Annotated in this window: 21 protein-coding genes; 1 reads left to right on the top strand and 20 read right to left on the bottom strand. The window is 39.5% G+C overall.

Translation table 11 applies throughout. From position 1 onward, the window contains the following. Window positions 1-395 precede the first annotated feature (395 nt). Entirely contained in the window at window positions 396-1,772 is a 1,377-nt protein-coding gene (locus tag NST97_RS15685; RefSeq protein ID WP_341343566.1) for an amino acid permease, read from the top strand. A gap of 219 nt (window positions 1,773-1,991) precedes the next feature. On the opposite strand, the gene NST97_RS15680 is transcribed toward NST97_RS15685, so the two are convergent. The 20 genes from NST97_RS15680 to NST97_RS15585 form a co-directional block, all read right to left on the bottom strand. Continuing rightward, on the bottom strand, window positions 1,992-2,633 hold the full coding sequence (locus NST97_RS15680) for a class D sortase (RefSeq protein WP_232515652.1): 642 nt from the start codon (window positions 2,631-2,633) through the stop codon (window positions 1,992-1,994). A 1-nt stretch (window position 2,634) separates the two neighbouring features. Continuing rightward, a complete protein-coding gene (locus NST97_RS15675; RefSeq protein ID WP_327848481.1) occupies window positions 2,635-4,044 on the bottom strand; it encodes a processed acidic surface protein in 1,410 nt (469 codons plus the stop codon). A 141-nt stretch (window positions 4,045-4,185) separates the two neighbouring features. Beyond that, complete coding sequence (mntR, locus tag NST97_RS15670; protein ID WP_063386346.1) at window positions 4,186-4,623, bottom strand: transcriptional regulator MntR; 438 nt, start codon at window positions 4,621-4,623, stop codon at window positions 4,186-4,188. Between the two features lie 112 nt (window positions 4,624-4,735). Further along, a complete protein-coding gene (locus NST97_RS15665; RefSeq protein WP_063386347.1) occupies window positions 4,736-5,623 on the bottom strand; it encodes a metal ABC transporter permease in 888 nt (295 codons plus the stop codon). A 2-nt stretch (window positions 5,624-5,625) separates the two neighbouring features. Beyond that, entirely contained in the window at window positions 5,626-6,546 is a 921-nt protein-coding gene (locus tag NST97_RS15660; protein ID WP_066246943.1) for a metal ABC transporter permease, read from the bottom strand. Continuing rightward, on the bottom strand, window positions 6,524-7,285 hold the full coding sequence (locus NST97_RS15655; RefSeq protein WP_063386349.1) for a metal ABC transporter ATP-binding protein: 762 nt from the start codon (window positions 7,283-7,285) through the stop codon (window positions 6,524-6,526). Before NST97_RS15655 ends, NST97_RS15660 begins: the two co-directional genes overlap by 23 nt. Before the next feature lies 1 nt (window position 7,286). Then, window positions 7,287-8,231, bottom strand: a complete 945-nt coding sequence (locus NST97_RS15650; protein WP_327873645.1) for a metal ABC transporter solute-binding protein, Zn/Mn family — start codon at window positions 8,229-8,231, stop codon at window positions 7,287-7,289. 918 nt (window positions 8,232-9,149) lie between these two features. Continuing rightward, on the bottom strand, window positions 9,150-9,773 hold the full coding sequence (locus NST97_RS15645; protein WP_339210941.1) for a nucleotidyltransferase family protein: 624 nt from the start codon (window positions 9,771-9,773) through the stop codon (window positions 9,150-9,152). Between the two features lie 24 nt (window positions 9,774-9,797). Further along, window positions 9,798-11,063, bottom strand: coding sequence for a molybdopterin molybdotransferase MoeA (locus tag NST97_RS15640; protein WP_341343429.1), 1,266 nt, complete (start codon window positions 11,061-11,063; stop codon window positions 9,798-9,800). Window positions 11,064-11,209: 146 nt separating this feature from the next. Next, window positions 11,210-12,232 carry a GTP 3',8-cyclase MoaA gene (gene moaA, locus NST97_RS15635; RefSeq protein WP_066246949.1) on the bottom strand — a complete coding sequence of 341 codons (1,023 nt, stop codon included), beginning with the start codon at window positions 12,230-12,232 and terminating at the stop codon, window positions 11,210-11,212. Window positions 12,233-12,766: 534 nt separating this feature from the next. Beyond that, window positions 12,767-13,660 (bottom strand): dihydrolipoamide acetyltransferase family protein, encoded by an 894-nt coding sequence (locus NST97_RS15630; protein WP_341343565.1) that lies wholly within the window; start codon window positions 13,658-13,660, stop codon window positions 12,767-12,769. A 157-nt stretch (window positions 13,661-13,817) separates the two neighbouring features. Further along, window positions 13,818-14,042, bottom strand: coding sequence for a biotin/lipoyl-containing protein (locus tag NST97_RS15625; RefSeq protein WP_340732735.1), 225 nt, complete (start codon window positions 14,040-14,042; stop codon window positions 13,818-13,820). Between the two features lie 205 nt (window positions 14,043-14,247). Further along, the gene (locus NST97_RS15620) at window positions 14,248-15,363 is read right to left on the bottom strand and encodes an IS4 family transposase (protein ID WP_341343428.1); all 1,116 of its coding nucleotides are present in this window, start codon (window positions 15,361-15,363) and stop codon (window positions 14,248-14,250) included. Window positions 15,364-15,554: 191 nt separating this feature from the next. Then, window positions 15,555-16,556 (bottom strand): alpha-ketoacid dehydrogenase subunit beta, encoded by a 1,002-nt coding sequence (locus NST97_RS15615; protein ID WP_339210936.1) that lies wholly within the window; start codon window positions 16,554-16,556, stop codon window positions 15,555-15,557. Beyond that, window positions 16,546-17,544 carry a thiamine pyrophosphate-dependent dehydrogenase E1 component subunit alpha gene (locus tag NST97_RS15610; protein WP_144597185.1) on the bottom strand — a complete coding sequence of 333 codons (999 nt, stop codon included), beginning with the start codon at window positions 17,542-17,544 and terminating at the stop codon, window positions 16,546-16,548. Before NST97_RS15610 ends, NST97_RS15615 begins: the two co-directional genes overlap by 11 nt. A gap of 476 nt (window positions 17,545-18,020) precedes the next feature. After that, the gene (locus tag NST97_RS15605) at window positions 18,021-18,521 is read right to left on the bottom strand and encodes a (2Fe-2S)-binding protein (RefSeq protein ID WP_063386354.1); all 501 of its coding nucleotides are present in this window, start codon (window positions 18,519-18,521) and stop codon (window positions 18,021-18,023) included. Window positions 18,522-19,125: 604 nt separating this feature from the next. Then, the gene (locus NST97_RS15600; RefSeq protein ID WP_066246956.1) at window positions 19,126-20,067 is read right to left on the bottom strand and encodes an FAD binding domain-containing protein; all 942 of its coding nucleotides are present in this window, start codon (window positions 20,065-20,067) and stop codon (window positions 19,126-19,128) included. 20 nt (window positions 20,068-20,087) lie between these two features. Continuing rightward, on the bottom strand, window positions 20,088-20,474 hold the full coding sequence (locus NST97_RS15595) for a VOC family protein (protein ID WP_066246958.1): 387 nt from the start codon (window positions 20,472-20,474) through the stop codon (window positions 20,088-20,090). Continuing rightward, window positions 20,464-21,276 carry an N-acyl homoserine lactonase family protein gene (locus NST97_RS15590; protein ID WP_341343427.1) on the bottom strand — a complete coding sequence of 271 codons (813 nt, stop codon included), beginning with the start codon at window positions 21,274-21,276 and terminating at the stop codon, window positions 20,464-20,466. The genes NST97_RS15595 and NST97_RS15590 overlap by 11 nt, the downstream gene beginning before the upstream one ends. Next, window positions 21,263-22,732, bottom strand: a complete 1,470-nt coding sequence (locus NST97_RS15585) for a xanthine dehydrogenase family protein molybdopterin-binding subunit (RefSeq protein WP_341343426.1) — start codon at window positions 22,730-22,732, stop codon at window positions 21,263-21,265. Before NST97_RS15585 ends, NST97_RS15590 begins: the two co-directional genes overlap by 14 nt.

The following is a 22,732-nucleotide window of genomic DNA, read 5'->3' as shown; positions in this document are numbered from 1 at the left end:
GAACTACTCTTAAAATAAAACACTTTTTAGAATAGTACCCCTGTTTTGAAAAAGATTTGCGGACCTTCATAACATTCCTCTTCATTTAGTAAGTGTTTTATCGAACAGATCGTAATAAGTTCCTACTAAATAGAGGAAGAATCGACCTTATCTTTGCTCCGTAAATATCTTCGAAGTTCAAGAGTATTGCTATTTACCATAAATTGTAACAGTTTTATAGCAATGAGTTTTTTCATTATTCTTTGATGAATCGAAAGAATATTATATACTAGAAACATATTTATTTTTTTACTTAAACGCAGAAAAGCGTAAAACCTGAAAAGCGATTAAGTAAAAAAGTATGCTGCCAGTTATTCTAGTATATTTTTCATAATGGACAGAAAGGCATGAACACCATGGAAAAAGATCAAACATTAAAAAAAGGGTTATTACCTCGACATGTTCAGTTTATTGCGCTAGCAGGCATGATTGGAACAGGAATTTTTAAAGGGAGCTCAGATACATTAAATATTGCCGGCCCAAGTGTTGTAATAGCTTACTTATTAGGAGGCCTTTTATTATTTATTGTCATGACGGCACTGGCTGAGATGGCGATTGTTTATCCGAACTTAAACGTTCAGCATCTTGTTTATAAAGCTTTTGGCTTCCATATATCCTTTATTGTAGGATGGCTTTATTGGATCAATTGGATTGTTGTCACCGTTGTTGAAATTTTAGCAGCAGGAAGCTTTCTGAAATATTGGTTTCCAACCGTACCGTTATGGCTTTTAAGTCTCCTTTGTATGGTTTTAATCATTGGAATGAATTTGTTTCAAGTAAAGTACTATGGTGAAATTGAGTTTTGGTTTGCAGGAATTAAAATTTTCGCATTAATCGCTTTCATTTTATTAGGCTTTGGCATTTTGTTTGGAATTATTCCGAGCAATATTGATGATCCTTTTTCTAACTATACGGCACACGGCGGGTTCTTTCCTTATGGAATTGGAGGAATGTTAAGCGCCTTTTTAGTCGTCATGTTTTCATACGGTGGGGCTGAGTTAATCGGTGTTGCGGTCACAGAAACAAAAGATGCAGAAAAGGTTTTGCCAAAAGTCATTAAAGGAACGATGTGGAGAGTTATTCTCTTTTATATGCTTCCTATTCTTATTATTTGTGGTTTAATGCCGTGGAATCAAGTGACAGGGGAAGACAGTCCATTTGTCCAAGTATTGAGCATCACAGGTCTTCCTGGAGCCGCTCATATTATGAATTTTGTCCTTATTACTGCTGTTTTATCAGCGGCGAACTCAGGGATTTACGCAACTTCCAGAACATTATATTCCATGGCTCAAAGCGGTGAAGCGCCAAAAAGATTTTTAAAGATTTCCAAACAAGGAATACCGATCAACTGTATTACCGTTACGGCTATCTGTATTTTATTTGGGGTATTGTTAGCTTATATGACTCCAGACCGAGTCATCAGCTATTTAATGACGATACCTGGTTTTACGATTATTTTATTATGGACAAGCATTTGTCTGGCTCAGCTAAAGCTTCGTTCTCAGTATAAGGAGAAACCATATTTCCAAGTAAAATGGTTCCCATACACAACGATAGTAGCCACCGTTTCATTATTGGTCATCTTTTTCTCTTTTATCTTTAATAAGAAAAATATGATCGGTTCTACTGTTTGCCTTGTCATCTTAGCACTGCTCACCATATTTTCTTTTATGAATAAAAACAGAAAAGAAAAAAGCGATAAAAATAACAAGGATATGGTAGAAAGTCCGTAAAATAAGGACATTAAAAGACTCATTCGTAACTCTGTCAAAAAAATGCAGTGTCTTGAAAAATGCACATGATAACAAATTTTAGGGGGAAACCTTCCCCTGTCAGACAGTCGATTATAAACGGCTTTAGCCCTTTAGAACACAGGGCTAAAGCCGTTTTTATGATAGTTTTCCCACCGGAAGACGGGAATAGGAAACATTATGATAGGTCAAGATAACAGATTATTTTTTCAACTTCTCGGAAACAAGATATGCTACGAGCACGTATCGTTCCGGCGCGGAGCCGATAAAATGAAACGGATAACATGTACTGACAGTTAACGTAGCCCTCGGTTTCGGAACGATCACGGTCCGGTCGTCTTTATCAACGATCCGAACCTTATAGATTTTATAAGTAAATTCTCCAGCTGAAGTTGTGACGATTAACTCGTCTCCTTTTCCTACTTCCCCTAGCCTACGAAACACGGTGTCGCGATGACCGGAAAGAACCGAATTGTCTGCCTCTCCTGGCAATACGCTTCCTGCAAAATGACCGACCCCTTTTTCAAGCTCTTCTTCGTTCGTTCCATGGTATATCGGAAGTACTGCATTTAGTTTTGGAATAAACAGCTCTCCTATTTGCTCCCCAATTTTAGGTCGTGTCGGATATAAAACCTTTTCTGCCTTCGTATTTTTTTCTGGGGCCGGCTGTGCAGCTTCCGCCTTCTGTTTCGTTTCAGAATGGGTCTCAGGCAGTAGCATTCCTTTGAAAAGTTTATAGCTGTTTGCGGCTGAAAACCATAGGCCGGCTAATATAATCATTGATGCAAAGAAAAGAAGAAACAACCGCTTGTTTCGGCTGCTTCTTTTTGTAGTTTCCAGCATATTAAACCTTCCTTGCTTGCCTAAAAATTAAAAATCCCGCTAAAACAATGAACAATCCTACAATAGCATTCACGCCATAGCCGGAATCTGTTTTCGGCAATTTTGCACCTTTTACTGTTTTATGCTCATTGTCCTTTACAGCTTTTAGCTTTTTTTCTATTTTTTGCGAAACGTTTTTCTCTTGTTTCACACTTTTGGCTTCTTGAGCGCCGTGACGAATCGTTTGCCCAGTTCGATGTAACGTATCTGAATCAACGATTTCTCCGGTAATGAGGAGATCAGCCAAAAATTCTCCACTTTCACTGTATATGTTGATTTTCAATTTTGCATTGATCAATTCTTTCAAGTTAAATAGATCAAACAGCGAAAGCTCCTTTTCAGACCCATCTTTTACAAGGGAAAATGTAACTTTAATTTTAAAAATACGTTGAAAATCTTTAAAAATCGAAATTAACTCCTCGATTTGGCTCTTTGTAAGCTCTGTCGCTTCATCAAACCCTTCAAAAGCCATCATCCGATCCGCCAAGTCCAACAAAGCTATAATTGTCTCTTCTTTCATAAGATGCTCTTCAATTGATCGCAAATGGTTCTTTAACCGCTCGATTTCTTCTTTTGTCAATCCGTATTCCTGCTCAAAAACCGTTAATAAATCGTAAAGGAGCTCGTCTTCTACACCAGCATCCCATTCTTCACTTAAAAATGTTATAACATCCTCTTCCAAATCATCTAGAAAAACGTAATCCTCCAATTTTTTTCCGTGTTCTTGAAGCAGCTGGCGCAACTCCTTTTCATTTAAATCATATTCATCATAAATATAGGATAAATTGCTTAAATCCTTTTTAATAACTTCTCCTAAAAATCTTTCTAAACTTTTAACGGTTTTAAAGTCTTCCAGTTTTCTCTCATATAAACTCAAAGATCTATTAATATGGTCAATCGTCACAGGAAATCCTCTAATACTACTAATTTTCGCCAAATAGTCTTGCAAATTTTTATCAAAATTTGGATCACGCTCTATGTAAAGCATGACGGCATCATACAAATTTTCTACAAACACATACTCATCTAGATCTTCACCGTGTTCTTGAAGCAGCTGGCGCAAACTGGCTTCATTTAAATTAAATTCGTCATATATTTCGGTTAAATTGCTTAAATCTTTTTGAATGACCTCTCCTAAAAAATCACGAAGTTCTTCAACAGAATCAAAATTTTCGATCTTTTCTTCATATTGAGCTAACGAAAATTCGATATGTTCTCTTGTAACTTTGAAACCTCTTTGTTTACTTACTTCCTCTAAATATTGATTCAGTTCTTTCTCAAAAGATGCTTGTTGTGCAGCTGATGACGGCTTTGGCATCACTCCTATCCACAAAATAAAAGCTAGTAATATGAATCCCCATTTTTTCATCATAATCCTCTTTTCCTCTTTTTTTATATCTCTTGAGAAAATTATAAATAGGAATAACGAATCAATCAACAAAATTTTTACAATTTTTACAAAAATTTTTACATGCACAAAAAAAGCGACTTCTAAATTAGAAGTCGTTTAATGTTAGAAGTCGTTTTCTTCATTTTCTTCATTCAAATTTTGCAATTGCTGCAATTCTATGATTCGACTTTTATCTTTTTCAAAAAATTGAATCAGATCCCCTATTCGGTCAATAGCATCCCAGCTCAAATGGTGCTCAATTCCTTCCACGTCGCGATAGATGTTTTCTTCTTTGACGCCAATAATCCGCAAAAATTGCTCTAACAGATCATGCCGGTAGACGAGGCGTTTTCCGATTTTTTTTCCTTTCGGCGTTAAGACGAACCCTCTATATTTTTCGTAAACTAAGTAGTCATCCTTGTCGAGCTTCTGCACCATTTTTGTAACGGAAGAAGGGTGTACAGATAACGCTTCTGCTATATCCGACACTCTCGCATAGCCTTTATTTTCAATTAGCAAATATATTTGTTCAATATAGTCTTCCATACTCGGGGTTGGCATTGGTTATCCTCCATTAATATCTTCATCATACAAAGTTTACTATATAAAAGCACCATAAGACAAGCGTATGGAGGAGATCAACCGTTATGAAAGACAATTTAATAGCCGATTTTCATCCTGTCTTTTTTACAGTTTTATGCAATCGCAAATATCTCGCAATCCATCCATGTTTCGGAGAAAACAAAAAGCTTATGAAAAACACTAATCCTGTGGCAAATGCCATTGAGCCAGAAATAGAAGTGTCGACCCAAGCTGCTATATAATAGCCCGCTACAGCAGATATTACGCCAAATAATCCGCTTAATACTAGCATAATAGAAAGTCTATCTGTCCAAAGATAAGCCGAGGCAGCTGGAGTAATTAACATCGCAACGACCATAATTGCGCCGACCGCATCAAAAGAAGCAACTGTTGTGATCGATACTAAGCATAAGAATACATAATGCATGAGTAAAACAGGAATCCCTAAGCTGGCAGCAAGCGCAGGATCAAATGAAGTGATTTTCCATTCTTTATAAAAAGCGACAAGAACAAATAAAACAACAAACAAAACGAGAGCCAGCAATGCTGTAGCCTTCGGAACCTCGCCAATTAGAGGAAGTGACATTTTATTCCAAGGTATAAAGGTGATTTCCCCCATTAAAGCATGTTGAACATCTAAATGTGCATTTCCTACAGAAGTCGCTATTAAAATAACGCCGATAGCAAACATCGTCGTAAACACAATTCCTATTGCTGCATCTTGCTGAACGTCTAAAGAATGAAGCCACTGCACTAAAAAAGCTGTCAATAGTCCTGCAAATATAGCACCAATGAGCATATGAGTTCCGCTTAATTCACGCGTAATAATAAAAGCGATGACAATTCCTAACAGAACCGTATGACTAATTGCATCAGCCATCATCGCCATTTTCCTGAGTATCAGAAATACACCTATTAAGCCGCAGGACAGCCCTACTAAAGAAGCAGTTACGATAATCCACATAGCATGATAAGTCATGGTTATTCTACCCCTTTTGTTCTTAAGGCCTTACTGGTATGAATATTCACTAATCTTTTTTGCATTTTCAATTGTAAATACTTGACCAGAATCCCTTTCTCTTTGCCAAAGAAAAGCGATAAGAAAAACAGCGCAGACGCCACAATGACGATAAAAGGTCCTGTAGGCCATCCTCTTCCCAATGCACTGATGAATGTTCCTAATGCTCCAGCCGCTCCCCCAAACAGAGCTGATATGATAATCATCCGTTGAAAAGACTGTGTCCAATAGCGGGCACTTACTGACGGGATAATCAGCAGGGCGGCAATTAAAATAACTCCTACAGCTTGAATCCCGATGACAATCGTTGTGACAAGAATCGTTGTATATAATCCGTTCATCCATTTAAGTGACAGTCCTAATCCTTTTGCAAATTCCGGATCGAAAAGATATATTTTCCATTCTTTAAATGCAATGAATACAATCAAAATAACCGCCAAAGCTAGGATTAACATTGTAGTGACATCTGATCTGACCATCGAGGCGGCCTGACCGAAAATAAAACTGTCCAAACCGCTCTGATTTCCGCCTGACGTCCGATTCACAACTGTCAGGAGCATGATTCCTAAGCCAAAAAAAATAGACAGCACCATTCCCATCGCCGTATCTGCCGAAATTCTAGTTGATGAACGTATCCATTGGATAAATGATGCTCCAATCAAAGCGCTGATGGATGCTCCAATGATCATGACAAATAAGTTTTTTTCTCCAAGTAGAAGAAAGGCGATCACAACACCGGGCAATGCTGCATGAGCTAAGGCATCGCTCATTAAGCTTTGCCGCTTCCAATAGGCTAAACAGCCCATTGTTCCAGCAGCAATCCCAAAAATCATCGTGCTAAATAACACCCATTGTGTGTTGCTATTTAATAGGATTGTGAACATGAAGACTCTCCTCTCTCAACCAGCGCAAGTCTCCTCCATAAGTTCGCGAAATATTTTCTCTAGTAAAAATTTGCTTCGTTTTTCCGTACTGAATGACGGTGCGATTTAATAAAAGAACATGGTCAAAATAATCTTCTACTGTTTGCAAATCATGGTGCACGACCATGACCGTTTTTCCTAAAGCTTTTAATTCTTTCAGCAATGTCATAATAGCCCGTTCTGTTGCTGCATCAACACCAGCCAGCGGTTCGTCCATAAAATACAAGTCGGCATTTTGCACTAATGCGCGTGCTAAAAACACACGCTGCTGTTGACCGCCAGAAAGCTGGCTTATCTGACGGTCAGCGTAATCAGCCATCCCTAATTTTTCCAAGGCCTCGAATGCTTTTTGTTTATGCAATCGGGATGGCCGCTTCAGCCATCCGATTTGCCCATATAGTCCCATAGTGACAACATCCAATGCGTTTGTTGGAAAGTCCCAATCAACCGAACCTCGCTGTGGTACATAACCGATCCTTTTTTGGACCTTGTTGAATGGCAATCCGAAAAATTTCACTGATCCCGTTAAGGAAGGGTGAAGATTTAATATTGTTTTTAAAAGCGTCGACTTTCCAGCACCGTTCGGACCGACGATTCCCACTAGCGAACCAGCCTGCACTACAAAATTCACATCGAAGAGCACTGTATTTTTTCGATAGGAAGCGGACAGATTCTCTACTTGAAGCACTGCTTCAGCCATGCTATTTTCCTCCTTCGCTTAATGCTTCATAAATCGTATTGATATTATGGCGATACATTCCTATATAAGTTCCTTCTTCTGTTCCTTCCTCACCCATTGCATCAGAGTAAAGCTCCCCGCCTAATGTAACGTTAATTCCTTCACTTTTCGCTCCTTCTATGACAGCCTTGATCGATTTTTCATTAATACTTGATTCGATAAATACGGCAGGAACTTTGTACTTTTTAATAATGTCAATCGTATCTTGAATATCTGTAATACCGATTTCGGAATCAGTGCTAAGTCCTTGAAGACCAACTACTTTAATGCCGTGCATTCGTCCGAAATATCCGAAAGCATCATGCGCTGTGACAAGAACTCTTTGACTTTCTGGAATGTCCGCAAGCTTTTCGGCTTCTTTTTTCAAATCAGCTAATCTAGCAAAATATTTCTTTTTATTTTCTTCAAAATAATCTGCGTCTTCCGGAGAGAATTCTTTTAATTGTTCAACCGCAGCATCCAATGCCTGCTGCCAAAGGTCCAGATCAAACCAAATATGAGGATCAACTACCCCTTTTTCATCCTTTAAAAGAGATTCTTCAGGAATGGTTTCACCGACTGCAAGAACAGGTTTTGATTCAGAGATCTTTTCAAATATTTCAACCATGTTCGCTTCCAAATGCAATCCGTTGTAAAAAATGATATCTGCTTCTTCAAGAGTTTCCATATCACTTTGAGTAGCCTTATACAAATGAGGGTCTACAGACGGCCCCATTAAACTTTTGACATTTAAACGATCGCCGCCGATTACAGACAACGGCTCGCCAATTTGTGCAATCGTTGTGACGACATTAATTTTTCCATCTTTTGATCGTTTGGATGCTTTTTGTCCAGAACTACACGCGCTTAACACCAGCAAGGCACTAATTAAGAATAAGCACCCCATTTTTTTCATAACATTTTTCATTTTTTCGCACTCTCCTTTTATTTTTATGAATTGATTTGATTTTTAAGTCAGCCCATCTCTCTAGTTTATTGGTGAACGATTTCTATTAAATATCGACAACCATTCTGGCAAATTGTGAATTCAGGAATCAAACATTGTCCGTTTTTTATAGAAAACTCCTATATGTAACCTCAATTTGTTTTTATTCCTGAGAAGAAACAAAACTAAAAAAACGAAATCAATGAATAAATGCCAAAACACTTACAGACATGAATTTCATTTCGCTAGTTGATTTGTTTCAGCTTCGCCATTCAGCTTACCGTTTGGCTTAATACTTTACAGAAAGTTGCCGGCTTCATGTTGTACAAATAGGAAATTTTTTCATTCACCTTCTTTTTTACCATAGTTATAAATATTGCCTTAGGGCAAACTTTATGTTAAAAAAAATTCCTTCACACATATTTATTTTATTGAGTTTAAATTTTGTTGTTATACCATATATTTTTCCTTAATGCAAATTTAATACCATTTTTGAGAAACTGTCAAGTATAAACCATCTGAATGAACGGGAGAAATTAAAACGAAATGGAAGAACCGCATTCGTACTCAGCGGTGCAAAGAGATGAGGACCACTCGCACAAGTGTCCTAATGAATGATGATCAAGGAAGGATTTGCTTGCAATTTCAAATACCGGATAACTAAGATACAATTTTCTCAACAATCATAAAGAGCCTTATTAAGATACGAATTATATATAGACCCCATCAGAGATGTTTGTTTATCGATTTCAATATGGGACTCCTGCAATAAATTTTCTAAAGTCTCGGTCGATCTTGTTGAACCGGGAAATTCTTGATTGAAAAAGACCACGCACTTCTTCAAGTACAACGACCGTTACACAAATTTAAAAAGGGACAACAATGAATCTATTGTTATCCCTATTTTTGTTTAATATATTTTGGCGCAATCCTTTTTAGTTTGAGCAGATCCTCTGTGGTGTCAATATCAAATCCCCATTCTGAATTTTCAAACGGTACAGCCATTAAGCTGGAATAATGTTTTTGGACAATTGATTTTCCTCCCTCATCACCTTGAATTTGCTCAAATTCATCAAATAATTCAGCATCAAACAATACAGGGTGTCCAAGCACATTATTATACTTAGGGCGGAAAATGCGGACACCTTCTTTTCGATATTGATCATAAGATTCTAGTAATTTAGTTATAACTATTGGAGGTACAAAGGGCTGGTCTGCCAAAAATACGAAGACTGCATCCGTTCGTCCCTTTAAAGCCTGAATCCCTGCTTTAAGAGAGGAAGCCATGCCGGATTCATAATCCCAATTCTCAATGATTTCTATTTCTGTTAAATCAGATGTGTGTTTGCGCAGCTCTTCGATATGTTTGCCGCCGACCAATACAATTGGTTTTAAGCCAGCTGCGGTAGCGGTGTTCACAGAGTAGCGAAATAATGGCTTCCCACCTAGAGATAATAACAGCTTTGGTTTTCCCATCCGTTTTGACATTCCGGCTGCTAAAATAATTGCTCCAACCTTTTTCAAACCATCTCTCCCCCAGACTCATTGTCACTGTCTCAATTCCTCAACCGCACCCAGCAAATACACTTCCGCTTTCTCACCTGCATTAAATCCTTTTCCCCCAGGCACTTTAACGAGACAATTGCTTTCCAGAAAGCTGGACAGAACATTAGAAGCTTGTTTCTTTGATATTTTCACTCTTAGTTCACCGGTTGGGGAAACGTACGTTAATCCTCGTAAAAACCGGGTGTGAAGCATTTGCTTCCCTTCAATTGCCTCGTCACATACAACCGTTACCCGTTTCGGCAGCGGATCCTTAGAACCGCTCATATAGCGTATAGCAGGCAGCAAATAAAGATGGGCATTGACGTAAGACGAAGCTGGATTTCCTGCCAAAGCAAAAATCGGCTTATCCTGCCATACTCCGCACAAAACTGGCATTCCAGGGCGAGCTAATGTTTTCCAGAATATCACTTTCGCATTAATTTTTTCAAATACCTTTCCAAGGAAGTCATATTCGCCCATGGACACGCCTCCGCTTGTTACTAAAATGTCCACCTGCTGTAGAATCTCTAGCATCTTTTTTTCTAGCTCTTCTACTTTGTCCGGGGCAATCCCGAAATAAACCGGTTCACCTCCTGCTTGACTCACTTGACCGGCCAGCATTACGCCGTTACTGTCACGAAGCTTTCCAGGGACGATCGGCTCGTCTACGTTTAATAATTCACTTCCCGTTGAAAGAATACCAACCTTAGGCTTCGCATAAACCGGAACAGATGCAATCCCGAATGTAGCGAGCAGACCCAGTTCAATTGGTCCTAAAAGCGTCCCTTGTGTGAGGACGTCCTTCCCTTCTTCAACATCTTGTCCCTTTTTGGCAATAGCGTCGCCAATTTTAACCGATTGATAAACCAAAACGCTTTCGCTATCTTCCATTGCATTCTCAGTTTTCTCTACCATAACGACTGCGTTTGCACCTTCGGGGATAGGTGCTCCCGTCATAATGCGGCTGGCCGTACCTTGGGTAATTTTTTGTTGAGGTAAATATCCAGCGGGAATCTCTTCCAAAACCTTCAGCTTTACCGGGTCAGAAGCGCTGGCATTGATCACATCCTCCGCACGCAGAGCGTAACCGTCTACAGTGGAACGGTCAAACATAGGGACATCGTGATCTGCCCTTACCGTTTCCGCTAGATAGTACCCAAGAGCTTTAGACAGAGGTATGGTCATAACCGGAAGGGGACGTATCGTAGAAAGAATAAGACGTTGTGCTTCTTCAAATGGGATAGGGGAAGAATTCGGGATATATAACATGCAATCACCACCTGTATATTTTGAAATGATCCTGCGCCTTTCATTAGTTGAAAAATACGTTCTTTTGTCCCTTCAATCGACCGACAATTTCGTTGTTATCATAGCGATTAGCTGAAATATATGTTCTTTTCTCCCCCCGCTCTGTTTTATCCTCCAATATAGTACATCTCTATCTTCTTTTTGTTCGGCATCGTTGTATTGTTAAATCTTTCTTCAGAGTAACGATCAGCTCGACGGCTCCAAACATCCTGAATGAGATTCCTAATTTCTTCATCCTTTGCCCCGCTGCGGAGCTGCGCCCGCAAATCTGTCCCTTGCGAAGCAAATAGACAGGTGTAAAGATTGCCGTCCGCTGAGAGTCGAGCTCTTGTGCACGTGGAACAAAAAGAGTCCGTTACGGAAGAAATAATGCCTATTTCCTCATTTGTGCCGCGATAGCGATAACGAGAGGCTACTTCTCCAAAATAATTGGACGGGATTGGTTCTAACGGCATTTCAGCGTTCACACGTTCGAAAATTTCTTGCTTAGATACCACTTGTGTAAGATTCCAGCCGTTGCTATTTCCTACATCCATAAATTCAATAAAGCGTAAAACATGTCCGGTCCCGCGGAAGTGACGCGCCATGGGCACAATGTCCTGATCATTGATCCCCTTTTGTACAACCATATTCACTTTCACCTTCATACCTGCCTTTGCGGCCGCTTCAATCCCTTCAAGAACTGTTTTGACGTCACAGCGGCCGCCGTTCATTTGGCGAAAAACTTTATCATCTAAGCTGTCCAAACTAACGTTGACACGGTGAAGACCAGCGTCCTTTAACGCTTTCGCATGTTTGGCAAGAAGAGAACCGTTCGTAGTCAAAGCAATGTCAGAAATACCCTCTATAGAACCGAGCATTTCAATTAACTTCGGCAGCTCTTTGCGCAGCAACGGCTCTCCCCCTGATAGGCGAATTTTCTCGACGCCAAGTGAGGCAAAAATGCGAGCCAGTCGAGTTATTTCCTCAAAACTGAGCAACTGATCATTTTTGAGAAATTGAAAATAAGGACCAAAAATCTCTGCTGGCATACAATAGCGGCAGCGAAAATTACACCGATCAGTAACTGAAATGCGCAAATCACGGAGAGGACGCTGAAGGGTATCGGTTATTTTGTTCATATTGCCCATTTTTACACTCTCCTATCATGCTAACATTATTTTGGAGAAAAAGCTTCTCATGAAAATTTCAAGTTGTTCCGAATTTTTGAAACTTTTTGATACAGGCGTTGATGAATCAGTTCTCACTTGTTTTTTAGTTACCGCCTAAAAATATAAATGGCGGAGGATGGAGAAGACTCCATCTAAAACTCCGTCATTTGTTTCAATTTTTCAAGCAAGCTTATTTTCAAAAATGCGTGATACTCTGGTACTGTCTCCGGTACTGCTTATAAAACCTGCTGACCTTGGTTTATAAAAAGGAGATGGCCGGAAATCCTATTATATGTTTCTATCAAGTTGAAAATTATGTCTAGTCATTCTAAATCTTCAGACAATATTTTCGATGTGCACCATCTCCTGCTCCTCAGATCAGTGTCAAAGATAGCATGATTAAAAGCTTTGCTTTATGTCCTTCTCCGAAAAAATTGTTTTAATGTTCGAATGCTCATCATGGCAACGTTATAAGCATGATAAAAATAAGTCCTTTTCTTCCTAATGATTTCATTATTTTACTGTTGAAAAGATATTCCATTGACCTGATTGCAGCTGATCACATAATTGAGCGAGAAATCTTCCACCGTAGGCGCCATCAATTGTACGATGATCATATGAAGCATTTAATGTGATCATCGGCTTTATCAAAGTTTCATGACGATTCGTTAAAACAGGCTGTTCTATTATATTTCCAACTGCTAAGATGCCGGTTTCAGGAGGATTTACGATTGCCACAAACTCGTCAACTCCAACTGAGCCAAGATTGGAGATTGTGAAAGTTCCTCCACGCATTTCTTCAGGCTTCAATAAGCCTTTTCTCGCTTTTTCAACCAATTCTGTTCTTTTTTCTGCAATCTCGATTAAGGACAATTGATCTGCCTGATGGATGACGGGAACAACTAAACCGTCATCAATAGCAACCGCTAGACCAATATTAATATCTTCATGCTCCAAAATATAAGGATCTCCTTCAGAATCTATGAATGAGGCATTTACCCTCGGGAATTTCTTCAATGTTAAAGCCACCGCCTGTATGAGAAAATCATTAAATGATAAACGAACGCCTGCCGAATGTTCAATGCTTGAAACTACTGCCTGCCGCAATTGTACAATGGATGATACATCGACTCTTTTCTTGATTTGGAATTGAGGAACATTCATAAAGCTTGCGGTCATTCGCTGCGCAATCGTTTTTCTCATACTTGTAAGGTTAACCCTTTTTCCTTTAGCATGTATCGATGCTATGACTTTATTTTCTATTTTAACACTTTGATTCACTACATTTGCAGCAGCTTCCGCCACATCTTTCAGAATCACTCTTCCCCTTGGTCCCGAACCTTTAATTTTGGTTAGATCTACTCCGCGCTGCTTTGCAAGTCTTCTAGCTGCTGGAGAAACTCGGATTCTTTCAGTCTTTCCTAGTGAGATGTTCTCTTCTTTTACAGGATTATGATCGGAACTGCCTTTTTGATCGGTGGAATGCTTACCACTCGATACATATGCAAGAACAGTTCCTACTGGTACAGTTTCACCCTCATGTAAAGCTCTCCAAGAGCGTTATTTATGCTATCTGAGTTCCTACTGGTACAGTTTCACCCTCATCCACAACAATTTCTTCTAACGTTCCCTCTACTTCCGATTCAACCTCAAGACTGGATTTTTCAGTTTCTACAATTAAAATTGGGTCATCTATTTTAATGGTATCACCAATTTTGACCTCCCATGAAACTATACGAGCCTCTTCCATTGATGAATCCAATTTAGGAAGTACAATTTCCTGCCGCACCTTTTTTCCTCCTTCGTCATAACACATAGATAGCATCTTTTTGTGTTTATAAATTGCAACATTAGCATTGCATAAATATAGTCAGAATTTTCTGTTAATCAATTTTTGTGAATTTGTGCCAAAAAGACAAAACCTAAAGAAAGGTGGCACTGCCCATTTGGTAAATATATACAGTTAAACCAGAGCGACAACGACAAAAGGGAGATTATGGACTGGCTCGCCCATCAAATTTTCGCAACCAAACATAAGCTGGTTTCCACAGAGCTCTCTTTAACCAACGAGTAATTCGAAGTAGGGATTTCTTACTTTTCATCTCCAATTGAATGAGAACATGTAAGCAATACGTGATCAGGGCTAAGAAAATTTGATTTTGAATAGCTGTTTCACTCATTCCATAAAAGTGCTTAATTTCTACGTGTTGCTTGAGCCATTTGAAAAAGAGTTCAATAGCCCAGCGAGATCGGTAAATATCACTTATCTCTTCTGGTTTTAAATCAAATCGGTTGGTGATGAAACGAAGTAAGTTCCCTTTTGTGTCCATAACTTCTAGTAGACGATAGACATTTTCAGTACGATTTTGTGTGGTACCAATGTAGACCATTTTATCGGATAGAACGTGACAATCATCAGGAAGTGAAAATGTATAGACTTCACGAATGACTGCGTTTTTCTTCAGTCTTGAAACGAAGAAATAGCCATCATCTGTCATCCGATCAAAACGTTCATAGTCCACATAACCGCGGTCAAACACATACATGGCTTCTTGATCATCCACTAGGACTTCGAGTTGATTTCGGTCATGTTCTTTTGCTGTCGTAATCACTGCTTTTTCAGGATAGACGGTGTCTTTATCCATGAAAACGAGCCGTAAGTGTAGCTTTACACCAGCTTTTGTTTTCCGGAATTTTGCCCATTTATAATGGGTCAAATTCAACGGGAGTGTACTTGAATCAATGATTTTCAGTGGCATATTCTTTCCGTTTTTATAATGGTACCGTTGAATTTTCCAAACAAGATCCAAGAACAAATTTGCAAGAATTAGTGGGTGGATCTGATTGTTTTTTCGGGATAGCTGAGAGGCACTTATCGATTCAAATCCGAGTGCTTTTTGAAGATCTTCGTCTACAAGTGCATCACTCATTTCCTCTAAGCTCTTAAATTCGAGCAGCTGGGCTACCAATAAAAGTTTAATATAGGCTTCTGTTGTCAGCTTTTTTGTGTAATAGTCCTGTTTCAATTCTTTGACTTGTTCGCTAAGTTTTTGAATATTTATGGGTGAAACCCATTTACCAAATGATGAAATTAGTGTATTCTTGTCCATAAAGGTTATCCTTTACGATTGGATTTGGGCAGGAACCACCTGTACTTCCATTGTAAAGGATTTTTTTGTTTCGAAATCAATAAAAAATTGAACATTCTTAGCATTTTGAATCATCAGATTTAATTACTGCAATGCTAGTGAAATTGCAATTATTTATCAAAATGCTTTCAAATAATTGTTGTACTGTGCCATTACACTGTTTCCAATTGTAAATACAAAGATTTTTTTACTCCTTGAATGATATCTTTCGTTTGCGGGAGCATTTCTTTTTCTAAATTTAAGTTATATGGAACAGGAACATCTTCCGCCCCCACTCGTTGTACCGGTGCATCCAGATCATCAAAAGCCTCCTCTTGAATTCTGGCAGCAATTTCAGCTCCCCAGCCGTAAGAACGAGTCGCTTCATGCACAACAACTACTCGGTTCGTCTTTTTTACTGACTCCTTAACTGTTTCTATATCTAGAGGAACAAGAGTACGCAAATCAATTACTTCAGCATCGATTCCTTCTTTTTCTAATTCTTTTGCAGCTTCAAGCGAAAACTGTACCATTCTTGACAGCGTAACAATCGTAACATCCTTTCCAGACCTTTTAATATCTGCTTTTCCTAAAGGAATCGTATATTCCTCTTCCGGAACTTCTCCTTTTTGAGAGTAAAGCATTTTATGTTCAATAAATATGACCGGACTTCCTTCCCGGATGGATGATTTCAATAATCCTTTCGCATCATAAGGGGTAGAAGGAGCAACGACTTTGAGCCCCGGAATATGTGCAAATAATGTTTCAAGGCTTTGCGAATGCTGGGCGCCATTTCCTCTTCCCCCGCCGCCTTGTGTACGTATTACCATCGGAACGCTCGTTTGTCCTCCAGACATATAGGCCATTTTCGCTGCCTGATTAATAATTTGATCCATCGCTACTAGCGAAAAATCAATCCACATAATCTCAATGACCGGCTTTAACCCCGTCATCGCTGCCCCAACTCCTGCTCCGATAAATCCGGTTTCAGAGATAGGTGTATCGATGACTCGTTCTTTTCCGAATTCATCAAACAAACCTTTTGTCACCTTAAAAACGCCGCCATATGAACCAATATCTTCCCCTAAAAGGATTACTCTATCATCTAATGCCATTTCTTCTTTAAGAGCTTCATTGATTGCTTGGGCATAACTGATGATTCTATTAGTAGACATCATTAAAGATCTCCTCCATTTCAGGTTCTTCAGATTTCATCGCACGTTCATATGCAATGTCAATTTCTTGTATGACTTGTTGTTGTATTTCATCTAATTCTTTTTCGTTCAATACATTTTGTTTTAAGCATACATCCCGAAAATATCTGATCGGTTCTTTTTGTCTCCATTCCTCCACTTCTTCTTTTGTTCGGTACGTCTCCGCATCACCGATCATATGTCCTAACAATCTATAAGTTTTGGCTTCTATAAAGGTAGGCCCTTCACCTGAACGCGCCCGTTCCACAGCTTGTTTTGCAACCTCATATACAGCTCGCACATCATTTCCATTCACGATGATCGACGGAATGCGATAGGCCAGTCCTCTTTCTGCTAAATGCTCATTTAATACAGCATTTTTAATTGGCGTCATTTCTGAATATAGATTGTTTTCGCAAACGAAAACGACCGGCAGTTTATAGATCGCAGCCAAATTTAGAGCTTCATGAAATGCTCCCTGGTTTGTCGCCCCATCTCCGAAAAACGCAACAGAAACTTGATTCTTTTTCAACGTTTTGATGGATAAACCTGCTCCGACAGCAATTGGAATACCTGCACCGACGATGCCATTCGCTACTAATATCCCAAGCTCTTGAGATGTAATATGCATAGGGCCCCCTTTTCCTTTGCAATAGCCTGTCTTCTTCCCTAAAATTTCGGAAAATAATTGAAAAGGATCGGCCCCTTTTGCTAATGCTTGACCACGCCCCCGATACGTAATGGAAATATAATCGTCTTTTTTCAAATTCATACAAACTCCAGCTGCTACAGCTTCTTGGCCAATAGATGAGTGAAGTGATCCACCCATGAGTCCTTTTTTGTAAATTTGAATGCTTTTTTCTTCAAATACACGTATCGTGTTCATAATCCGCCATGCTTGTATGAACCAGTTTTTATCCCAATTGAAATTGTTTTCATTTAAGTGGTATGTTTGAAGCAGCTCTTGCATTTCCATAAACCTCCTTGTATTCCATCACCATACAGATATGCTTTTGCTAGAATCTTGATTTTATTATGGTTAAAGTCAATTACGAACATAGATAGGCTTTAAGAATGAGTCACAATCTCATCTAAAGCAGAGGCGATTTTCCTAGTCGTTTGAAAAACTACGGGGCTGTCCAAAAGGTCAGGGTTAACTGACTTTTTGGAGCCCCTTCATTTTAGGAACTTATCAGAACCATTTTTCCTATCTTGTTTATATCCTTCAGAAGGCTTATGAAGGACTTTTCTTATGCTCTCTTTCTGAATTAAGTTCTTCAAAAGTTTTATAACGGACATTCAGCACATACAATTGCTTCTTGTTGGACTTCATTGCCTCTATGAGAACATGTACAAATTTGATTCCATTATTTTTGTCCTTCACAGTAGTATTTCTCCCAAATCCTTCATTTTAGGAACTCATCAGAACAGCCCCTGATTATTTATTTAACCAGCCAATTCCGATTGTTTTAATTTTTCTGCAGCTGCTTTTACCGATTTAATAATTCCTTGATATCCTGTACAACGGCACAAATTACCGGACAACGCTTCACGAATTTCTTCATCGGATGGATCAGGATTTTCTTTTAAAAATTCGTAAACAGATATCACAAATCCTGGAGTACAGAACCCGCACTGCAAACCATGATTTTCCCAAAAAGCCTCCTGAATCGGATGAAGGTGATCAGGCGTTCCTATTCCTTCAATGGTGGTAATGGAGCGATTATCTGCTTGAACCGCTAACAGCAAACAGGAACGGACTGCCTGACCGTCCACCAATATCGTACAAGCGCCGCATACCCCCTGTTCACAACCAACATGTGTTCCCGTTAAACCTAATTCTCTCCGGAGAAAGTCACTTAGTAATGTCCGAACATTCACTTCACGCTCATATACCGTTCCATTGACAGTGACCGTGATTTTTTTGCGAGTAGTTTTATCTATCATGTAAATTCCTCCCCCTACTTTTCATTATTTATTTATTGTTTCCTCACATTTTCTTTAAAACTTTTCAAACCCCGCACAAATGCTATATGAAGAAATATGGGTAAAGGGATGTTTTCTTATCTATGAGGAAGTGAAACATCCCGTTATGACCCCCTTGAATTTACATTTGTCTCATGGTCGCTCTATTGGGACCATTCGGTGTAACCGCGAGTGAAGGCGAACATGTTCTCCGTACACTTACAAAAATTCGTCTGTATTCCGAATTAAAGCCGCAGCGATCGGTGGTGACAGCATTCGTAAAAAGAAGACCGCCGGCTCTCGGTATGATCAAGCCTTTTATAGCGGTCATTTTGTCTGATTCAACACCTACAAATGACCTTTCTTCAATGGTTCAAAGTCAATGATTGAAATTTCGAAAATGAAACGAGCAGCGATCATCTCGAGCTCTTTTCGAAAAAGAGGAATGCAGGTAATGACTGTTACTAGTGTCATTTGCTTAATTTTTTCATCGAGTTATAATACAAGTGAGTCCTCTTTGGTTTTTTCGTTAGGGAAACGGCCTCAAACCCTTATCAAAACCAAGGGGACTTTTTATTTTTCTTCATTACTGAAATGTTCCTTTAATTTGTTGGTATGCCTTTTGTAAAGCCCGAATACTCAATACGGATGACGCTTCTTTTCGATACTCAGCACTGGAAATTTCAGAAACACGGCGTCCCATAATTCTCGAAAGCTGCAATGTATAGCCAGCTTTTGCATCTGCTTCAGGATCTGGATTGACTTCATTCTTTATATCGTTTGCTAGTTGATCAAGAATTTCCTGAGTAAATGGTTTCCCAATCAATTGTGAAACAGATTGCACTTTGTAAGGGACACCTTGAGGGCTGACATTCCCTAAAGCTACCTGCGCATCTTTCACCGTGTCATCTTCATTTAACTGAAGAGTCGCCGCTGCTGAAACAATGGGAATATGTCCATGTCTTCTTGTTACTTCCAAAAATCCATATCCCGTATCTTTTGTTAATTTTGGGAATATGATCTCGACAATGATTTCATTTTGTTTCACTGCTGTTTTAAAGTGGCTGACGAAAAACTCTTTTCCGGAAAGTACGCGTTTGCCATCAGGACCGGCAATGACAAACTGAGCATTTAACACACGAGCAACGACTCCGTATTCAGCGCCTGGCGGATTTTGTCTCAGGCTTCCTCCTATCGTACCTCGATTGCGGATCTGGAAATGCGCAATATGGGTAACGGCTTCCTGAAGCAAAGGACAATTTCGTTTTACAATTTCAGACTTTTCAACGGTGCGGTGTCTTGTTAATGCTCCGATTTTAATGGCATCACCCGTTTCTTCAATATAATCAAGATCTGTGATCCCATTTATATCAACCAGACATGAAGGACGTGCCTGCCTTAAATTCATTTCCTGCATCAGACTTTGTCCTCCAGCGATGATGACTGTATTGTCTCCGTACTTTTCGAGTGCGGTTATCGCTTCATTTACACTTTTAACAGCCACATATTCAAATGGAACTGGTTTCATTCATTCTTCCCCCTAACCTATCATTTTCCGGAAGATAACGCTTTCAAAGAATCATTACCTTCGTAAGATACAAATACAATTCGAAAATCTCCAATTTTTGCAATCATATGTTCCATTTCTCCCACTGTAAAGTGCGCGAGAATCTCACCTCCAGCTTCCAAAACAGCAGGATGAACGTCTTGTATGTTCTCCACACGAAGGTGAAAGCTTCTCAATGATTCTTTCTCTAAATCTGTCTCTTCTAAAAGTTCAATTCCTAACGGAGAAAAAGCCACTTTTATCACGGAATCGTTTATTTGCACATTTTGCCGCTGAAAAGTTGTTCCGAAGAGCTTCGAAAAAAATGTGATCGATTGATCGATGTCTTTTACCTGCAAGGCCACTCGTTCAATTCCTTTAATTTTCATGAACTGACGTCCCTTCTTTTAGTCCGTTCCTATATTTTTTTACTACGTCATAATCATGACTAGGAAGAACAATATCAGCCTCATTCTTAATTCGAATCATCGCTCGATAGGTAGCCTCTAAATCGTAAATTAATCCAGGTGGAATTTCTTGATTAATATTTAATTCAACATTTCTAGCAATGTCTCCAAGAATAACTGCGGTGCCGAATTCAGTTTGGACATATACTGCTTGGCTGCCTGGCGTATGAGTGTTTTGGAATAAGACACATTTCACCCCAGGAGCTATTTCTGTATCCCCTTCGATCAAATGAACTTGAGGCCACAATGGGTCAATTAATTCTGCAATGTCTTTTCTGTCATAAAATAACGCCCCTCCCCCGATTTTCAGCTGCGAAGATACCATTGGTGCCGCAGCAGCCTGCAATTCAGTGCGTTGGACGATGAATTTTGCATTCGGAAATTCGGCGCATCCTCCTGCATGATCATAATGGAGGTGAGTTAGAATTACCTTTTTTATCTCTTCAGCTGTAAAGCCATGGTTCTTCAATTGGGTGCGAAGGCTCCATTCAGGTTTTGTCCGATGAGGACCTAAGCCATGAACGGTCTGGCAGCGTTCAGCATCTCGAAAACCGGTGTCCACTAAAATTGGCTCTTCATTAAATGTCGGAACTAAAAGCCAAGCTAAAATCGGCACCGTTACCATCGATTGGTCGCGGCTCAGCGACCAAAATGTATCTAATACCTTTGATACATCTGCTTCTCCAAGCACCAAAGGGTATATTTCCCAATTATGATTTGACATTTTGCATTTCCCCTTGCTTAATCCATTCTAAAACTCGTTCAGGAGTAATTGGTAAATCTTTTACAATTACACCAAAAGGTGATAAAGCGTCTTCTACCGCATTCGCTACTGCTGCTGGAGACGGAATCGTTCCGCCTTCTCCCATTCCTTTTGTACCAAGCGGTGTAAAAGGTGATGGGGATTGCATGTGAATGGTTTCGATATCTGATACATCCATTACAGTTGGACATAAATAATGCTGAAAATCAGGGTTTGTCATGAATCCGTTGCTGTCATATGCAAGATCTTCTAACAGCACGCCGCCAATTCCATGTGCGATGCCGCCGGCAATTTGTCCATCTGCAATCATAGGATTGATAATTGTGCCGCAATCATGGGAAACAACGAATTTGTCTACTTTCACAAGCCCGGTTTTAATGTCAACCTCTACTAGAGCAACAAAGACTCCTGTCGGATGTGTCGTATAAAGATTGACTCGCCCGTGTTCATCAGGCTCCCACTTCACTACTTTACTCGTCCATGTATAGGTTGCTTCTAAATTGCAATCTATTCCTTCCGGCACTGTCGCATAAGGTCCCGGCCATAGATAAACTTTATTGCCGATTTCTTTTAAACTGATGGCTGCTTCCGGATTTGTCGTCCCTTTAACCCTTACTGTTCCATTTGCCATTTCAAGATTTTCCGGATCTTCCTTAAGCAGATAAACGGCAATTTTTAAAAGCTTCTCCTTTAACATCTTGGCAGCTTCATATACGGCAGAAACAGTATACGTTGCACCTCTGGAAGAAAATGGACCTAATCCGTACGGCGTAATATCCGTATCTCCATAAACAAATCGAATATCGTCTATATCTACATCCATAACTTGTGAAACAACTTGTGGAATCGTTGTTTCAACCCCTTGACCTATGTTCTGATGGCTGGTTAATACTTGGAAATGTCCTTCAGGCGTCATTCGTACAGTTGCTGCCTGATAACCATTAAATATGCCATTAAAGACAGCAGCGCCAGACGGCTCAAGCATAGCGGCGATTCCAAGTCCAATGTACTTGCCTTGTTTACGAAGCTCTAATTGTTTCTTTTTAAAGTTTTGATAATCAATTTTATCCATTACGAGATCCATAAGTTTATCAAAATCTCCGCTATCATAAAGCGGTCCAGAAATTTGTTGATAAGGAAATTCGTCTTTCTTTATAAAGTTGCGACGTCTTAATTCTTCTGGTGATATACCAAGTTTTCGAGCTGCTATATCCATCATCCGCTCAATAGGATAATTGGCAATATCCTTTCCATATCCGCGGTGCGCACCATAAGGCGCTTTATTTGAAACGACCCCAATGATTTCTACGTCATAAACAGGCACTTTATATGGACCTGGAAAATAAGCACCTGCAACCGATAGAGCAGGGGTTCCCGGTGCATGGCAAGTTCCATCAACCCCAATATGCTCCACCAT

Origin of the sequence: Aeribacillus sp. FSL K6-1305 (genome assembly GCF_038050115.1) — a bacterium.
GTDB classification, from domain to species: domain Bacteria; phylum Bacillota; class Bacilli; order Bacillales; family Aeribacillaceae; genus Aeribacillus; species Aeribacillus composti.
Note: the sequence above shows the minus strand (reverse complement) of the source record. Positions and strands in the feature narration are given on the sequence as shown.

Excerpts from the sequence above, each read along its gene's own strand:
- NST97_RS15650 (WP_327873645.1), bottom strand. The coding sequence starts at position 8,231 with ATGAAAAATGTTATGAAAAAAATGGGGTGCTTATTCTTAATTAGTGCC.
- NST97_RS15640 (WP_341343429.1), bottom strand. The coding sequence starts at position 11,063 with ATGTTATATATCCCGAATTCTTCCCCTATCCCATTTGAAGAAGCACAA.
- NST97_RS15600 (WP_066246956.1), bottom strand. The coding sequence starts at position 20,067 with ATGAAACCAGTTCCATTTGAATATGTGGCTGTTAAAAGTGTAAATGAA.
- mntR (WP_063386346.1), bottom strand. The coding sequence starts at position 4,623 with ATGCCAACCCCGAGTATGGAAGACTATATTGAACAAATATATTTGCTA.
- moaA (WP_066246949.1), bottom strand. The coding sequence starts at position 12,232 with ATGGGCAATATGAACAAAATAACCGATACCCTTCAGCGTCCTCTCCGT.
- NST97_RS15585 (WP_341343426.1), bottom strand. The coding sequence starts at position 22,732 with ATGGTGGAGCATATTGGGGTTGATGGAACTTGCCATGCACCGGGAACC.
- NST97_RS15665 (WP_063386347.1), bottom strand. The coding sequence starts at position 5,623 with ATGACTTATCATGCTATGTGGATTATCGTAACTGCTTCTTTAGTAGGG.
- NST97_RS15615 (WP_339210936.1), bottom strand. The coding sequence starts at position 16,556 with ATGTCTACTAATAGAATCATCAGTTATGCCCAAGCAATCAATGAAGCT.
- NST97_RS15590 (WP_341343427.1), bottom strand. The coding sequence starts at position 21,276 with ATGTCAAATCATAATTGGGAAATATACCCTTTGGTGCTTGGAGAAGCA.
- NST97_RS15605 (WP_063386354.1), bottom strand. The coding sequence starts at position 18,521 with ATGATAGATAAAACTACTCGCAAAAAAATCACGGTCACTGTCAATGGA.
- NST97_RS15685 (WP_341343566.1), top strand. The coding sequence starts at position 396 with ATGGAAAAAGATCAAACATTAAAAAAAGGGTTATTACCTCGACATGTT.
- NST97_RS15660 (WP_066246943.1), bottom strand. The coding sequence starts at position 6,546 with ATGTTCACAATCCTATTAAATAGCAACACACAATGGGTGTTATTTAGC.
- NST97_RS15610 (WP_144597185.1), bottom strand. The coding sequence starts at position 17,544 with ATGCAAGAGCTGCTTCAAACATACCACTTAAATGAAAACAATTTCAAT.
- NST97_RS15620 (WP_341343428.1), bottom strand. The coding sequence starts at position 15,363 with ATGGACAAGAATACACTAATTTCATCATTTGGTAAATGGGTTTCACCC.
- NST97_RS15680 (WP_232515652.1), bottom strand. The coding sequence starts at position 2,633 with ATGCTGGAAACTACAAAAAGAAGCAGCCGAAACAAGCGGTTGTTTCTT.
- NST97_RS15595 (WP_066246958.1), bottom strand. The coding sequence starts at position 20,474 with ATGAAAATTAAAGGAATTGAACGAGTGGCCTTGCAGGTAAAAGACATC.
- NST97_RS15655 (WP_063386349.1), bottom strand. The coding sequence starts at position 7,285 with ATGGCTGAAGCAGTGCTTCAAGTAGAGAATCTGTCCGCTTCCTATCGA.
- NST97_RS15675 (WP_327848481.1), bottom strand. The coding sequence starts at position 4,044 with ATGATGAAAAAATGGGGATTCATATTACTAGCTTTTATTTTGTGGATA.